The sequence below is a fragment of the Cellulosimicrobium sp. SJTW-1 genome, from assembly GCF_047716875.1.
Lineage (GTDB): Bacteria > Actinomycetota > Actinomycetes > Actinomycetales > Cellulomonadaceae > Cellulosimicrobium > Cellulosimicrobium funkei.
Genome location: NZ_CP136680.1, coordinates 2,884,136 through 2,899,820 on the forward strand (window position 1 = coordinate 2,884,136; position 15,685 = coordinate 2,899,820).

The following is a 15,685-nucleotide window of genomic DNA, read 5'->3' on the forward strand; positions in this document are numbered from 1 at the left end:
CCTTTTGACGAGCGTCAATCATAAGGTTGACGTCTTTTGCCACTGTTACCACTCCGTGACCGACAAAAGTGTGCGCGCCCTGGTCGCCGGATGGGAACGCTCCCGCCGCTCCCGGGGTGCCACGGGGTGCTGCGGAGGCGATAGTGTCCGGCAAGCCCTGTACGAGCAGGGATGCCGACGATGCGACGTGCGATCGGGGACCAGGGGGAGCTCGTGGGGCGGTCGTCGCCCGGACCGGAGGCCCACCGTCGGGCCTCCACACCTTTCGACGACGTCCATGTCGCCTTGGGAGGGGACAGTAGGGTACCTTTTGGCGATCGTCAAGCAAAAGCCGATGACTCGTCCGCCTGGTACGGACGACCGACGAGAGGCTCCGTGATTCACTGTGCCCATGGAGGAACTGCTGAAGTTCGCGCCGCGCCCGACCGGTGCCGGCGACATGTTCCAGCTGCTCCGGGACGGTCAGCCGCGCACCCGTGCGGACCTCGCAGCGATCACGGGGCAGGCGCGGTCGACCATCGCCGCCCGGATCGACCTCCTCATGACGGCCGGCCTCATCGCCCCCGCGGGCGAGGCCAGCTCGACCGGTGGGCGCCCGCCCGTGACCTTCGCCTTCAGCCCTGAGGCGCGCATCGTGCTCGCCGTGGACCTCGGCGCGACCCACGCCCGCCTCGCCGTCACGGACCTCGCGTCCAACGTGCTCGCCGAGACCGACGCGGCCCTCGCGATCGCGGACGGTCCCGACGTCGTCCTGTCGTGGGTCGCGGACACCGGCGAGAAGCTCGTCGCGACCACCGGGCGCAGCATCGACGACCTGGTCAGCGTCGGCGTCGGCCTCCCCGGCCCCGTCGAGCACTCCTCCGGACGGCCCATCAACCCGCCGATCATGCCCGCGTGGGACGACGTCGACGTCCCCGGGATCCTGCAGAAGCGGTTCGACGCCTCCGTGCTCGTCGACAACGACGTGAACATCATGGCGCTGGGCGAGCACCGCACCGCGTGGCCCGCGGTCACCGACATGCTCTTCGTCAAGGTCGCGACGGGCATCGGCTCGGGCATCATCGCCGACGGCGAGCTCCGGCGCGGCGCGCAGGGCGCCGCGGGCGACATCGGGCACGTCGCCGTCCCGAGCGCCGCCGACGTCCCGTGCCGCTGCGGGAACGTGGGCTGCCTCGAGGCCGTCGCGAGCGGCCAGGCCGTCGCCGCGGCCCTCGCCGCCGCGGGCCTCGACGCGACCACCAGCTCCGACGTCGTCGCGCTCGTGCGCGGCGGCGACCTCGCCGCGAGCCAGGCCGTGCGCCAGGCCGGGCGCGACATCGGCTCCGTCCTCGCGGCGTGCGTCAGCCTGCTCAACCCCTCGCTCATCGTCATCGGCGGCATCGTCGCCGAGGCGGGCGAGCACCTCATCGCGGGCATCCGCGAGATCGTCTACCAGCGCTCGCTGCCCCTCGCGACGCAGCACCTGCGCATCGTCACCTCGCAGGCACGAGGTCAGGCCGGCGTGCTCGGTGCGAGCGCCATGGCCGTCGATCACGTACTCTCGCCCGCAGCGATCGACGCGCTCATCGCCTGAGCGCGGTCGACGGGGGCCGCTGCCCGCGCGCGCGGGCGCGACGAGTGTGACGAAGCACGAGGAGGAGTCATGACCGAGCGGAACCGTCGAGCGCTCGTGGTCCGGGGCGGGTGGCCCGGGCACGCACCCGAGGAGGCCGCCGAGCTGTTCATCCCGTTCCTCGAGGCGTCCGGCTACGACGTGACGCTCGAGGGGTCGCTCGAGGCGTACGCCGACGAGGAGTTCATGACGAGCCTCGACCTCGTCGTGCAGTGCTGGACGATGGGCGAGATCCTCCCGGACGAGATGCGCGGCCTGCGCACGGCCATCGCGAACGGCACCGGGTTCGCGGGCTGGCACGGCGGCATCGTCGACTCGTTCCGGCTCGCCACCGACTACCTGCAGATGGTGGGCGGGCAGTTCGCCGCCCACGCGCACGACCTCGTGGACCACACGATCGAGATCGTGCCCGAGCGCGGGGACCACCCGATCGTCGCGGGGATCGACTCGATCGCGCTGCACTCGGAGCAGTACTGGGTGCTCGCCGACTCGTACAACGACGTCCTCGCGACCACGACGATCCTCCCGCGCGACGGCGACCCGTGGCACGAGCCCGTCGTCTCCCCCGCCGTGTGGACGCGCCGCTGGGGCGCCGGACGCATCTTCGTGTGCGCGGCGGGGCACCAGCTCGCCGACCTCGAGGTGCCTCCGATCCGCACGATCGTCGAGCGCGGCATCCTCTGGGCGAGCCGCTGAGCCCGCGCGCGTGACCGGCTTCCGCGGCCTGCTCGCCTACCCGATCACGCCCCTCACCGACGACGACGCCCCCGACCTCGACGCTCTCGGCCGCCTGGTCCGGGACGCCGCCGGGGCCGGCGTCGACGGCGTCGTGGTGCTCGCGTCGTCGGGCGCCGGGGTCACGTTCGACCCGGACGAGCGCGACGCCGTCGTGCGGGCGGCCGTGTCCGCGGGGTCGACGGGCGCCACGGCCGTGCCCGTCCACGTCGCGGTGAGCGGCGCGTCGACGCGCGAGGTCCTCGCACGGGCCCGTGCCGCGCGCGACGCGGGCGCCCACGGGCTCGTGCTCGCGCCGTTCTCCTACCTCCCGCTCGACGAGGCGGAGGTCGTGGCGCTGTTCGAGGCGGTCGCGGCGGACGTCGACCTGCCGGTGTGCTTCTACAACCGCAGCGTCCAGACCGCGTACGACCTCACGCCGGGCGCCCTGGCGCACCTCGCCCGCACGACGACCGTGGTCGCGGTCAAGGACGCGGCGTCGACGCCCGCGCGACCCGGAGGGCGGGTCGCTGAGCTGCGGGCCGCGACCGACAGCCTCGGCGTGAGCGTCGGGCTGAGCGGCGACGTCCCTCTCGTGCGCGGCGCCGAGCCGGCCGACGCCTGGCACACCGGGCTCGCCGCGCTCGTCCCCGCGGAGTACGTCGCGCTCCGCCGCACCCGCACCGCGGGCACGGTGCCCGATGCGCGGGTCGCCCGCTGGCTGCACGACCTGACCGCCGTGCTCGCCGACCTGCGCCCGGTGAGCGGGTTCCACGCCCTCGCCACCCTGCTCGGCGTACCGACCGCTCCCCCGCGCGGGCCGTCGCTCCCCGTCCCGCCCGACGGCGTCGCGCGGCTGCGCGAGGTCGTCGGGCGGCGGCCCCGGGGCTGAGCCGTCAGACCGCCGCGAGCACCGCGGCGTGCAGGTCGAGCAGGCCGGTGGTGCGCTCGCTCGGGCCGCGGCCGAAGCCGCACTCCGTCGCAACGCCGACCGGGCGGTCGCCGAGCACCGACGCCGCCGCGGCGAGCCGACGGCGTGCGCCCTCGACACCGTCCTCGTGGTGCAGGAGCCCGAGGTAGAGCTCGGTCGCCGGGTCCAGGCGCAGGTCCGCCAGCGGCGCGACGTACGCGACGTCGTCGCGCGCGATAGGGACCGGCAGGTGGACCCACTGGACCGGCCGGTCGAGGTGCTCCACGAGGGCGTTCGCGACGCGGACGAGGTTCGCGGTGTCCGTCGGCTCGACGAAGTGCTTCTCCGCGACGTCGCCGTAGCAGAGGTGGAACCCCAGCTCGGCCCCGGCGGGGACGTGCCGGGCGAACGCCGCCGCCCGGCGCGCGCAGCCGACGACGACGTCCTCGTCTCCCCCGGCCTCGGCGTCGAACCACGCGCGCGCGGCCCCGCCGCCGAGGTTCGCGCCCTCGACGAACGCGAACTCGGTCGCGAGGTCGACCTGGACCGCGAGGTCCTCCGCGGGGATCGCGGCGCTGATCGCCGCGAGCTCGCGGACGAGCGCGGCCTCGTACGCCGGGTGCACCGCCGCGCGGTCCTGGGGCGCGACGAACGCCGTCACCGGCGCGAGCGGCGAGGGCAGGCACACCTGGAAGCGGGCCCCGGCCGGCAGGGCGCCCTCCTCGCGCAGCGCGACGAAGTCGGCGTACGAGGCGAGGGCCGCGTCGGCGTAGCCGAGCGGGCCGAACCGCAGGTCGGCCGCGTCGACGGAGCCGTCGAGGACGTGCGGGCGCACGTCGAACCCTGCGACGACGACCGGGTCCACCGGGACGCGCGCGAGTCCGTCGACGGCGGAGAACCGCTCACCCTGGAAGAGGATCCAGTGGAACCGCTCGCCGACCTCCCCGTCGGGGACGCGGCGCACGTGGTCGCCGTGGTGCTCCCCCACCGCACGGAAGGTCTCGCGCGCGGTCGGCAGGTTCACGGAGCCCACGAGGTGGGCGCCGCGCAGGGTCGGGAGGGTACGGGACGGGGCGGTGGTGGCGTCGAGCACCGGAGCATCGTAGGCGCCCGGCCCGACGCGCGGCTCAGCCGTCCGCGCCGGGCTCTGCCCCGCCGTCCGTGGCCGGGGCATCGCCCGCGTCGTCCGACGCCGGGCCCGCACCGAGGCGGTCGGCCACGGCGTCGGGCCCTCCGGCGAGGAGCGCGACGAAGCCCTCCTCGTCGAGGATCGGCAGCCCGAGGTCGCGCGCCTTGGTCTCCTTGGAGCCGGCGCTCGCCCCGACGACGACGTAGTCCGTCTTCTTCGAGACCGACCCGGACGCCTTGCCGCCCGCCGCGATGACGGCCTCCTTGGCGCCGTCGCGGCTGAACCCCTCGAGCGACCCCGTCACGACGACCGTCAGCCCGGCGAGCGGACCGGTCGGCTCCTGGCGCGCGCCGGGGCCGGGGTGGTCGGGGATCTCGAAGCGCACCCCGGCCGCCCGCCAGCGGTCGACGATCTCGACGTGCCAGCCGACGGTGAACCACTCGACGACCTGGTCGGCGATCACGGGCCCGACGCCCTCGACCGCGGCGAGCTCGTCGCGCGTCGCCGCCCGGATCGCGTCGAGCGAGCCGAACCAGTCCGCGAGGGCACGCGCCGCGACCGGGCCCACGTGCCGGATGTTCAGGCTGACGAGGATGCGCCAGAGGTCCTTCGTCTTCGCGAGCTCGAGCTCTTCCACGAGCTTCGTCGCGTTGGTCGACGCCTCGAAGAGGGGCTCCCCCGCCTCGATCGCCGCGCGCTCCGCGGCCTTCGACAGCTTGCGCTTCTTCCGGAACGGCCACACGGACTTCACGGTCGCGGTCGAGCCGTCGGGCATCGTGATCTCGGCCGGCTCGCCCGTGCCGTCGTACTCGCGCGGCAGCCCGGTCTCGGAGTCGCGCACGACGACCCGGATCGGGACGAGCTGCTCGACGCTCAGCTCGAACAGCCCGGCCTCCGTGCGCAGCGGCGGCTCGGCCGGCTCGAGCGGCTGCGTGAGCGCGGCCGCCGTCACCTCGCCGAGCACCTCGACGTCGAGGCCCCCGCGCGACCCGATGTGCTCGACCCGGCCGCGCACCTGGGCGGGGCACGACTCGGCGTTGGGGCAGCGCAGGTCGACGTCGCCCTCCTTCATGGGGCGCAGCGGCGTGCCGCACTCCGGGCAGTCCGCGGGCATGACGAAGTCCTCGCGCGGGTAGCCGTCGTCCGCGAGCGCCGCGACCGGGCCCAGGATCTCGGGGATGACGTCGCCCGCCTTGCGCAGCACCACCATGTCGCCGATGCGCACGCCCTTCGCGCGGACGACGTCCTGGTTGTGCAGTGTCGCCTGGCGCACCGTGCTGCCCGCGACCTTGACCGGCTCCATGACGGCGTACGGGGTCGCGCGGCCCGTGCGCCCGACGCCGACCTGGATCGCGAGGAGGCGCGTGTTGACCTCCTCGGGCGGGTACTTGTAGGCGATGGCCCACCGGGGCGCGCGGCTCGTGGCGCCGAGCCGCCGCTGGAGCGCGAGCTCGTCGACCTTGACGACGATCCCGTCGAGCTCGTGCTCGATGTCGTGCCGATGCTCGCCGAAGTAGGCGATGCGGTCCATGACCTCGTCGAGCCCGTGCACGACCCGGTTGTGCGGCGACACCGGCACGCCCCACTGCTCGAACAGGGCGTAGGCGTCGGACTGCCGCGCGAGCTCGGCGTGCTCGCCTGCCTCCCACTGGAGCGCGCCGACGCCGTGCGCGTACATGCGCAGGTTGCGGCTCGCGGTGACGGCCGGGTCCTTCTGGCGCAGCGACCCGGCCGCGGTGTTGCGCGGGTTCGCGTACGGCGCCTGGCCCGCGGCGACGAGCTTCTCGTTGAGCGCGGCGAAGTCCGCGACACCCATGAACACCTCGCCGCGGATCTCGATGACGTCGGGGTGCGTCGCGGGGTCGCCGGCGAGGCGCTGCGGGATGCTCGGGATCGTCCGCACGTTGGCGGACACGTCCTCGCCCGTGCGCCCGTCGCCGCGCGTGGCGGCCCGCACCAGACGGCCCTTCTCGTAGAGCAGCGCGATCGCGAGGCCGTCGATCTTGACCTCGCACAGGTAGTCCACCTCGGCGTCCGCGGCCACGCCCAGGTCGCGGTGCACGCGTGCAGCCCACGCGGCGAGGTCCTCGGCGCTGAAGGCGTTGTCGAGCGAGAGCATGGGCTCGAGGTGCTGGACGGTCGCGAAGCCGGCCGCGGCCCGGCCGCCCACGCGCTGCGTCGGTGACTCGGGCGTCTGGAGGGCGGGGTGCGCGGCCTCGAGCGCCTGCAGCTCGTGCATCCGCGCGTCGTACTCCGCGTCGGACGAGACCGGCTGGTCCTCCTCGTAGTAGGCCCGCTGGTCGGCCTCGACCTGGGCGACGAGCTCGGCCCAGCGCCGCTGCGCCGCGGCTTCGTCGAGCTCGGCGGCGGACGACGCCGCGGGCACGTCCTCGTCCGTCGGGGTCGGGGGGGTCGGCGCTGACGTCGCGGGGGTGCTCTCGCTCACCCGCACATCATCGCGCGGACCGCCCACATCCGCCGCCCCCGGACCGCACCCCGGCGGGCCCTCACCCCCAGCCGTGCGAGGCGTCCTCGTGCATCGGCGGGCACGTCCCGCCCGGCTCCGTCGCGGCCTCGAAGTGCCACATCTCGTTCGCGTACGTGCGGCACAGGCCGAACCGGGGGCCGTGCTCGCCGAGCCACAGCGCGCCGTCCGTCGGCCCGACGTCGATCGCGAGGCCCGCGACGTGCTCCGAGGTCTCGGGAGGGAGCACCCACCGGTGGGCCTCCTCGGGCGACCCGTAGCGCTCGAGCGCCGCCTCCACGAGCTGCTCCTGCTCCGCCGCGGTGCGCCACCCCGAGGTGAGCGTCAGCTCGACCCCCTCGGCGTCGGCGGCGGCCCGCGCCTCGTCGAAACGGCGTTCGAGCTCGGGGTCCAGCCCGGTCGCGGTCTGGGGGCGCAACGTGGGCGACGGGTCGGCGACGGCGTCGCCGTCGTGCGTCGTCACGGTGAGGTACGTGAGCGCGCCTGCCACGCCGAGCGCGCCGACGGCGAGGACGCCGAGCACGGTCCGGGCGACGCGCCGCGGGCCGCGAGGCCCCGGGACGTGGCGGGCGGGCGGCGTGGGGCGCAGGGGTGTCGTGGCCATCTGACGAGGCTCGCCCGCGGCGACCTCGCGCCACATCGACCCGACGGCGACTCCTCGACCCCGCCGTGCGGTGCAGCCGGACGGGGAGCGTCCGCCCCCGGCCCGACGTCGTTCCGCCCTGGGGCGGAGGCGGCACGGGCCGGGTTCCCTCCCGGGGCGGTGCCGCGCACGACCCGCCCCCGCTACCGTGGACGCGTGCCCCCGACGACCCGCCTGCCCGTGTGGGCGCAGGACCTCGCGACCGCGCTCGTCGCGGGCGCCGTGTGGTTCACCGTGGTCATGGTCATGGAGCGCGGCGACTACTGGTACCCGCGCTTCCCCGACTCGTACCGGATCGCCGGCCTGGGGATCGTGCTCGCGCTCGCGCTGCGGCGCGTCGCGCCCGGCCCGCTGTTCTGGGGCACCGTCACGCTCTACCCGCTCGCGATCCCCTGGATCATGCAGACCCCGTTCGAGCTCGTGCCGCTCATGATCGCGGCCTTCGCGGCGACCCGGTCCGGGGCGGTGCCGCCGGTCCTGGCGACCGTCGGCGCCGGCCTCGCGGCGTTCGCGCTGCAGCTCGCGGGGCGCCCGGGGCTCGTCCTGCCGCCCCGAGCCTTCTTCGTCGAGGAGCTCTGGGTCGCGAACTCCCCGTCCGACGTCGTCCTCGCGCTCGCCCTCGTGCTGGTCGCGGTCGCCGCCGGGTACTTCTTCCGCCGCCTCGCCCTCACGTCCGAGAGCCTGCGCGAGCGCAACGCCGAGCTCCAGGAGCTCCAGGCTGAGCTCGCGGAGCGCGCCGTGCTCGCCGAGCGCACGCGGATCGCGCGCGAGCTGCACGACGTCGTCGCGCACCACATGTCGGCGATCGTCGTGCGCGCCCAGGCGGCGGACCGCGTCGCGGCGAACCGCCCGGACGCGCCGGCCGAGGCCGTGCGGTGGATCGCCGACGAGGGGAAGCAGGCGCTCACCGCGATGCGGTCCGTCGTGCAGGTGCTGCGCCGCGGCACCGAGGCCGACGGCGGCACCGCGGCCCTCGCCCCGACGCCCGACGGCGACCGGGCCGCGGACGAGCTGCGCGCGGCCGCCCGCCGCCTGCGCGACGCCGGGCGCGCCGTCGACCTCACGCTCCCCGACCCGTGGCCCGCGACGAGCGCCGAGTCCGGCCTCGCCGTCGTCCGCATCGCCCAGGAGGCCCTGACCAACGTGCTGCTGCACTCCCTCGCCCGCGACGTGACCGTGACGCTGACCGACCGTGCGGGCGACCTGCGCCTGCGCGTCCACGACGCCGGACCGCCGCTGCCGAGCACCGACGGGCGGCAGGGCCACGGCCTGACCTCCATGCGCGAGCGGGCGCTCGCGGCCGGGGGCGCGCTGTCCGCCGGGCCGGACGGGCGCGGCGGCTGGACGGTCGAGGCGCGCGTCCCCCGGGCGGCGGCGTGAGCGCCCCCGGCACGGGCACGACGCCGGTCCGCGTCGTCGTCGTGGACGACCAGGCGACCATCCGGCTGGGCCTGCGCATGATCCTCGACAACGAGCCGGACGTCACGGTCGTCGGCGAGGCCGGGGACGGGGAGACGGCGGTCGCCATGGCGCGCGCCCTGCGCCCGGACGTCCTGCTCATGGACGTGCGCATGCCCCGGCTGGACGGCATCGAGGCGACCGCGCGCATCGTGGCCGACCCCGAGCTCGCGGCGGTGCGGACGCTCGTCCTCACGACGTTCGACGACGACGAGTACGTCTACGGCGCGCTGCGCGCGGGCGCCGCCGGGTTCCTCCTCAAGGACGCGGACCCGCAGTCGCTCGTCGACGCCGTGCACCGCGTCCACGCCGGCGACTCCCTGCTCGACCCGGCGGTCACGGGCCGCATCATCTCGACCTACGTCGAGCTCGCCCGGCAGGCGCCGCTCGCGGCCTCCGACGCCGTCGAGACCGGGTCCGCGGTCACCGGGCTCGACGCGGCGACCCCGCGCGAGCGCGAGGTGCTCCTCGCGGTCGCGCGCGGCCTGTCGAACCGCGAGATCGGGGCGGAGCTGCACCTCACCGAGGCGACCGTGAAGAGCCACGTGCGGTCGCTGCTCACCAAGGTCGGGCTGACGAACCGGGTGCAGCTCGTGATCCTCGCGTACGAGGCCGGGTTCGTGCGGCCGGGCGGCACGGCCTGAGCCGGCTCACGCCTCCGGGGGCAGGCCCTCGACCGCGTGCCCGAACGCCTCGACGATGCGCCACATGTCGCCGAGCAGCACCTCGAGGCGCTGCTCGAACCCGTCGCCCACGTAGACCCACGTGTCGTGCGACCCGTCCCTGCGGTGGAGCGACACCACGAGCTCCGACGCCGACCGCTCGTCCCGGTGCACGCCGTCCGGCGACGCGTGCGCCGCGAGGGTCGTGGCGGGCACCGTGAGCTCCGGGCCGAGGTGCTTGCGGTCGTGCGGGTGGTCGCCCTCCTCGTGGACGGCCACGCACCACGGCGGGCAGTCGTCCACCTGCCAGGACGGCCTCCCGAGCGGCGAAGCCCACACTGCTGATCCCCCTGTCGTGCTGTCGAGCACGTCGGTCATGCCGATCACCTCCCCGGCGACGGGACCATGATGCCGGGGGCGTCCGACACGCCGGACCGCGCCGTTACGAAGGCGGTGGACGGAGGAGCGAGACGGGGTCGACGTCGAGCCGCTCGGCGAGCTTCTCGACCGAGCGGAGGGTCAGGTTGCGCTCCCCGCGCTCGACCCCGCCCATGTAGGTCCGGTGGACGCCGAGGAACTCGGCGAAGTCCTCCTGGCTCATCCCGCGGCCGACCCGGAGGGTCCGCAGGTTCTCACCCAGCGCGCGCTGCAGATCTCCTTGCACGCGTGCAACCGTCACCCAGCGCTACTCCTCGGTCTACAGACTTATCGGTATCACCCCGTTCTCGAACGACCCCCTCCCCCCGCTCCGCGAGGGGCGCCCGCGCGACGCGTGCTACTCATAGATAGCACATCGCAGGCCCTCCCGTCACACGACGGAGCCCGACGGCGGAAGGGGACTCGCGCCGTCGGGCTCCGGGTTTCGTGGGGCCGGGAAGGGTCAGCCGGCCACCACGCTCCCGGCAGGCGGGGTCGCCGCCTGCCCGTCCTCGGTGCTCGCGCCCTCGTGGGCCGCGAGCCGCTCTGCCCGCACGACCTCGCGGCTGCTGCCGCGGTAGGCCGCGACGAGGATGTCGCGCATGTCCTCCAGGACCGGCATCCGCGGGTTCGCCGGGGCGCACTGGTCCTCGAACGACCGGAGCGCGAGGTCGTCCAGGCGGCTCATGAACGCCCGCTCGTCGACGCCCTGCGCGGCGAACGTGGCCTCGATGCCCACCTTGGCGCGCAGCTCCTCGACCGCCCTCGCGTACGACTCGACGCCCTCCTCCGGGGTGGAGGCCGGCAGCCCGAGGTGCTTCGCGATCTCCTGGAACCGCTCCGGGGCCACGTAGCGCTCGTACTTGGGCCAGCTCGTGAGCTTCGTGGGCACCTGGCCGTTGTAGCGGATCACGTGCGGCAGGAGCACCGCGTTGGTGCGCCCGTGCACGAGGTGGAAGGTCGAGCCCACGGTGTGCGCCATGGCGTGCACGATGCCGAGCATCGCCGAGCCGAACGCCATGCCCGCGATGGTCGCCGCGTTGTGCATCTTCTCGCGGGCCTTCGGGGCCGCCGCGCCCTGCGTGACCGAGTCCTCGATGTGCTCGAAGACCATCTTGATCGCCTGCAGGCACAGCCCGTCGGTGAAGTCGTTCGCGTAGACGGAGACGAACGCCTCGGTCGCGTGCGTGAGGGCGTCGAAGCCCGAGTCGGCCGCGAGCTTCGCGGGCATGGTGTCCGTGAGCACGGGGTCGACGATGGCGACGGTCGGGGTGAGCGCGTAGTCCGCGAGCGGGTACTTGAAGCCCGTCTCCGGGTCGGTGATGACCGCGAACGGCGTCACCTCCGCGCCGGTGCCCGACGACGTCGGGATGCACACGAGCTTCGCCCGGCCCCCGAGCTCGGGGAACTTGTAGGCGCGCTTGCGCACGTCGAAGAACTTCTCCCGCATGTCGGAGAACTCGATCTCCGGGTGCTCGTACCGCAGCCACATGACCTTGGCGGCGTCCATCGGCGACCCGCCGCCGATCGCGATGATCGTGTCGGGCTCGAAGTCGCGCATCGACTCGGCGCCGCGGTTCACGGTGCCGACGCTCGGCTCCGGCTCGACCGCGTCGATGATCTGGATCGCGACCTTCTCCTCGCGGCGGGCGAGGACGTCGAGCACGCGGTCGACGACGCCGATGCGGCTCATGACCTTGTCGGTGACGATCGTGACGCGGTGCACGTCGCGCATCTGCGCGAGGTACTGGATCGAGTTCGGCTCGAAGTACGTCTTGGCGGGCACCTTGAACCACTGCATGTTGTTGTTGCGCCGCCCGATCCGCTTGACGTTGATGAGGTTGACCGCCGACACGTTGTTCGACACCGAGTTCGCGCCGTAGCTGCCGCAGCCCAGCGTGAGCGACGGGAGCAGCGCGTTGTAGATGTCGCCGATGCCGCCGAGCGACGTCGGGCTGTTCCACAGCACGCGCACGGCCTTCACGCGCGACCCGTACCGCTCGACGAGCGCCTCGTCGGACGTGTGGATCGCGGCCGAGTGACCCAGGCCGTCGAGCTCGACCATGCGCTCCGCGAGGCGGACGCCGTGCTCGGTGTCGCGCGCCCGCAGGACGGCCAGGACGGGCGTGAGCTTCTCGCGGCTCAGCGGCTCGTCGGGGCCGACGTCGTCGATCTCGGCGAGGATGATCGACGTGTCGTCGGGGACCTCGAACCCCGCCTCGCGCGCGATCCACACCGGCGACTTGCCCACGACCTTCGGGTTGAGCTTCGCCCCGGCGCAGTTCGTGCCGTTCGCCTCGACCCCGAAGATGAGGCGCTCGAGCATCGCCTTCTCGGCGGGCGTCACCCGGTAGGCGTGCAGTCGGGCGAGCTCGCGCATCGCGTCGTCGTAGATCACGTCGTCGAGGATGAGCGCCTGCTCCGAGGCGCACACCATGCCGTTGTCGAACGCCTTCGACATGACCACGTCGTTGATCGCGCGGCCGAGGTCGGCGCTCTTCTCGACGTAGGCGGGGACGTTCCCCGCGCCGACGCCGAGGGCGGGCTTGCCGGCCGAGTAGGCCGCGCGGACCATGCCGTTGCCGCCCGTCGCGAGGATGAGCGCGACGCCCGGGTGGTGCATGAGCGTGCTGGTCGCCTCGATCGACGGGTGCTCGACCCACTGGATGCAGTCGTCGGGCGCCCCGGCCGCGACCGCGGCGTCGCGCACGATGCGGGCCGCCTCGACCGACGAGCGCTGCGCGCTCGGGTGGAACGCGAACACCACGGGGTTGCGCGTCTTGAGCGCGATGAGCGACTTGAAGATCGTGGTCGACGTCGGGTTCGTCACCGGCGTCACGGCGCACACGACGCCGACGGGCTCGGCGATCTCGACGACGCCCGTGAGCTCGTCGCGACCGATGACGCCGACCGTCTTGAGGTTCGCCATCGAGTTGGGCACGTGCTCGCACGCGAAGATGTTCTTCGTCGCCTTGTCCTCGAAGACGCCGCGCCCGGTCTCGGCGACGGCCATCTGCGCGAGGTGGCCGTGCTGGTGCAGGCCGGCGACGGACGCCTTGAGGACGATCCGGTCGACGTCCTCCTGCGTGAGGCTCATGTACTGGTCGAGCGCCTTGCGGGCCCGCTCGACGAGGACGTCGATCTCGTGCGTCGTGCGGGTGTCCTCGGTGCGGTTCTCGACCTTCGTGCTGGCGCTCTTCGCGCTCATGCGTCCCCTCCGGTGCCCGACCTCGCCGGGCGTCGGCCGCGGGTGTGCCGGGGCCGGGATGCCCCGGCTCCTTCGGCGGTCTCTCTACTTGTGAAGGTTTTCACAAGCCGTCCGTCCCCACAAGGGTCCGGCCCCGATGCGGGCCGAAGGTCCCCGCCTCCTCGTGACCTCCGCACCACGGCCCGCGCGCCGTAGGGTGGGTGACCATGACCGCCGAGCAGACGACGAGCCCCTCGCCCGCGACCGAGAGCCGCGCCGCGACCGACCGAGCGGACGGCACCCCGCACGACCCGTACCTCTGGCTCGAGGACGTCGAGGGCGACGAGGCGCTGGCCTGGGTCCGCGCCCGCAACGCCGAGGTCGCCGACACGCTCGAGACCGCCGACGAGTTCGCCGCGACCGAGCGCGCGATCCGCGAGGTGCTCGACTCCGACGCGAAGATCCCCGAGGTCTCGAAGATCGGCGACCGGTACTACAACTTCTGGCGCGACGCGCAGCACGAGCGCGGCGTCTGGCGGCGCACGACGCTCGAGTCCTACCGCACCGACGACCCCGAGTGGGAGACCGTCCTCGACCTCGACGCGCTCGCCGCGGCCGAGGGCGAGTCGTGGGTCTGGCACGGCGCAAGCGTCCTGCGCCCGACGCCGGAGCAGCTCGCCGCGGGCGAGCCGTGGCGGCACGCGCTCGTCGAGCTCTCCCCCGGCGGCTCCGACGCCGACGTCACGCGCGAGTTCGACCTCGTGGAGAAGCGGTTCGTCGCGCCGCAGGACGGCGGCTTCCACCGCGCCGAGGCCAAGGGCTCGCTCGGCTGGATCGACGCCGACACCGTCTACGTCTTCACCGACTTCGGCGAGGGCACGCTCACGCCGTCCGGGTACCCGCGCGTGGTCAAGCGCTGGACGCGCGGCACCCCGCTCGACGCCGCGGTGACCGTCTACGAGGGCACCGACGAGGACATGTACATCTCCGCCTGGCGCTCGCACACGCCCGGGTTCGAGCGCGACTTCGTGCACCGCTCCAAGGCGTTCTACTCCGACGAGCTCTACCTCGCCGAGCGCGCCGGCACGCCCGAGCAGCGCCTGACGAAGATCGACGTGCCCGACTCCGCCGAGGTCGGCGTGCGGCGCGAGTGGCTGCTCGTCGAGCTGCGCGACGACTGGACGGTCGGCGGCGCGACGTACCGCGCCGGGTCGCTCCTCGCGGCCCGGTTCGACGACTTCCTCGCGGGCGACCGCGGCTTCACCGTGCTCTTCGAGCCGACGGCGACGACGTCGCTCGCCGGCGCCACGTGGACGCGCCACCACCTCGTCGTCAACGTGCTCGACGACGTGAAGAACCGGCTCCACGTGCTGACGCCGCCGGACGCCGGGGGCGCCGTCGGGCAGGAGGCCGCGGACGCGCCGTGGGTGCGCTCGGAGATCCCGGGCCTGCCCGCGCTGGGCACGGTCGCCGTCGGGGCGGTCGACCCCGTCGACACCGACGACCTCTGGCTCGTCACGACCGACTACCTCACGCCGACGACGCTCTCGCTCCTGTCGCTCGGCGAGCACCCGGGCGACGCGGGCGCGCCCGAGGTCGTCAAGTCCAACCCCGCGTTCTTCGACGCCGCCGGCATGACGGTCGCGCAGCACTTCGCCACGTCCGACGACGGCACCCGCGTGCCGTACTTCGTCGTGGGCCGCGCGGACCTCGTCGCGGGGACGGGCGACGGCGGCACCGGGACCGGCACCGCGCCCACGCTCCTGTACGGGTACGGCGGCTTCGAGATCTCGCTCACGCCCGCCTACTCCGGCGCGCTCGGCCGCGCGTGGCTGTCGCAGGGCGGCGTCTACGTCGTCGCGAACATCCGCGGCGGCGGCGAGTACGGGCCCGCGTGGCACCAGGCCGCGCTCAAGGCGAACCGGCACCGCGCCTATGAGGACTTCGCCGCCGTCGCGCGCGACCTCGTCGCCCGCGGGATCACCACGCCCGAGCACCTGGGGATGGAGGGCCGCTCCAACGGCGGCCTGCTCGCCGGCAACATGCTCACGCAGTACCCCGAGCTGTTCGGCGCCGTCATCGTCGGCGTGCCGCTGCTCGACATGCGCCGCTACACGAAGCTCCTCGCGGGGGCGTCGTGGGCCGCGGAGTACGGCGACCCGGACGACCCCGAGCAGTGGGAGTTCATCCGCACGTTCTCGCCGTACCACCTGTTCGACGCCGAGCGCGAGTACCCGCCGGTCCTGTTCACGACGTCGACCAAGGACGACCGCGTCCACCCGGGCCACGCGCGCAAGCTCGCCGCGAAGATGCTCGGCGAGGGCAAGGACGTCACGTACTACGAGAACATCGAGGGCGGCCACGGCGGCGCCGCGAACAACGCCCAGGCCGCGCACATGGCCGCGGTGCACTACCGCTTCCTCGCCGAGCGCCTCGGCTGACCGGGCGCTCCCGCCGGGCCGAGCAGG

Annotated in this window: 12 protein-coding genes; 6 read left to right on the forward strand and 6 right to left on the reverse strand. The window is 74.0% G+C overall.

Annotated elements, in window-relative coordinates; all coding sequences use genetic code 11:
* The first annotated feature begins 391 nt into the window (after window positions 1-391).
* The 3 genes from RSE42_RS13110 (at window position 392) to RSE42_RS13120 (ending at window position 3,218) form a co-directional block, all read left to right on the forward strand.
* Complete coding sequence (locus RSE42_RS13110) at window positions 392-1,573, forward strand: ROK family transcriptional regulator (RefSeq protein WP_034655387.1); 1,182 nt, start codon at window positions 392-394, stop codon at window positions 1,571-1,573.
* Window positions 1,574-1,642: 69 nt separating this feature from the next.
* On the forward strand, window positions 1,643-2,308 hold the full coding sequence (locus RSE42_RS13115; RefSeq protein WP_021483712.1) for a ThuA domain-containing protein: 666 nt from the start codon (window positions 1,643-1,645) through the stop codon (window positions 2,306-2,308).
* A 10-nt stretch (window positions 2,309-2,318) separates the two neighbouring features.
* The gene (locus RSE42_RS13120) at window positions 2,319-3,218 is read left to right on the forward strand and encodes a dihydrodipicolinate synthase family protein (RefSeq protein WP_409141566.1); all 900 of its coding nucleotides are present in this window, start codon (window positions 2,319-2,321) and stop codon (window positions 3,216-3,218) included.
* Window positions 3,219-3,222: 4 nt separating this feature from the next.
* On the opposite strand, the gene RSE42_RS13125 is transcribed toward RSE42_RS13120, so the two are convergent.
* The 3 genes from RSE42_RS13125 to RSE42_RS13135 all read right to left on the reverse strand — a co-directional run bounded on the left by RSE42_RS13125 (window position 3,223) and on the right by RSE42_RS13135 (window position 7,454).
* Entirely contained in the window at window positions 3,223-4,329 is a 1,107-nt protein-coding gene (locus tag RSE42_RS13125) for a hypothetical protein (protein WP_415296551.1), read from the reverse strand.
* A gap of 34 nt (window positions 4,330-4,363) precedes the next feature.
* On the reverse strand, window positions 4,364-6,811 hold the full coding sequence (ligA, locus tag RSE42_RS13130) for an NAD-dependent DNA ligase LigA (protein WP_370512503.1): 2,448 nt from the start codon (window positions 6,809-6,811) through the stop codon (window positions 4,364-4,366).
* Window positions 6,812-6,872: 61 nt separating this feature from the next.
* Window positions 6,873-7,454: a M15 family metallopeptidase gene (locus tag RSE42_RS13135; protein ID WP_415296553.1), complete on the reverse strand. Its 582-nt coding sequence runs from the start codon at window positions 7,452-7,454 to the stop codon at window positions 6,873-6,875.
* A gap of 195 nt (window positions 7,455-7,649) precedes the next feature.
* Between RSE42_RS13135 and RSE42_RS13140 the strand changes: the two genes are divergently transcribed.
* Both RSE42_RS13140 and RSE42_RS13145 read left to right on the forward strand, forming a co-directional pair.
* Complete coding sequence (locus tag RSE42_RS13140) at window positions 7,650-8,873, forward strand: sensor histidine kinase (protein WP_415296555.1); 1,224 nt, start codon at window positions 7,650-7,652, stop codon at window positions 8,871-8,873.
* Window positions 8,870-9,595 (forward strand): response regulator, encoded by a 726-nt coding sequence (locus RSE42_RS13145; protein ID WP_031315413.1) that lies wholly within the window; start codon window positions 8,870-8,872, stop codon window positions 9,593-9,595. The genes RSE42_RS13140 and RSE42_RS13145 overlap by 4 nt, the downstream gene beginning before the upstream one ends.
* 6 nt (window positions 9,596-9,601) lie before the next feature.
* Here RSE42_RS13145 and RSE42_RS13150 read toward each other — a convergent pair whose 3' ends face one another.
* The 3 genes from RSE42_RS13150 to adhE all read right to left on the reverse strand — a co-directional run bounded on the left by RSE42_RS13150 (window position 9,602) and on the right by adhE (window position 13,238).
* Window positions 9,602-9,991, reverse strand: a complete 390-nt coding sequence (locus RSE42_RS13150) for a DUF6907 domain-containing protein (RefSeq protein ID WP_128082891.1) — start codon at window positions 9,989-9,991, stop codon at window positions 9,602-9,604.
* Between the two features lie 64 nt (window positions 9,992-10,055).
* Window positions 10,056-10,277 (reverse strand): helix-turn-helix domain-containing protein, encoded by a 222-nt coding sequence (locus tag RSE42_RS13155; protein ID WP_031315411.1) that lies wholly within the window; start codon window positions 10,275-10,277, stop codon window positions 10,056-10,058.
* A gap of 216 nt (window positions 10,278-10,493) precedes the next feature.
* Entirely contained in the window at window positions 10,494-13,238 is a 2,745-nt protein-coding gene (gene adhE / locus RSE42_RS13160) for a bifunctional acetaldehyde-CoA/alcohol dehydrogenase (protein ID WP_389303874.1), read from the reverse strand.
* Between the two features lie 206 nt (window positions 13,239-13,444).
* Here adhE and RSE42_RS13165 point away from each other — a divergent pair, with 206 nt between their 5' ends.
* Window positions 13,445-15,658 (forward strand): prolyl oligopeptidase family serine peptidase, encoded by a 2,214-nt coding sequence (locus RSE42_RS13165; RefSeq protein ID WP_415296557.1) that lies wholly within the window; start codon window positions 13,445-13,447, stop codon window positions 15,656-15,658.
* Window positions 15,659-15,685: the final 27 nt, after the last annotated feature.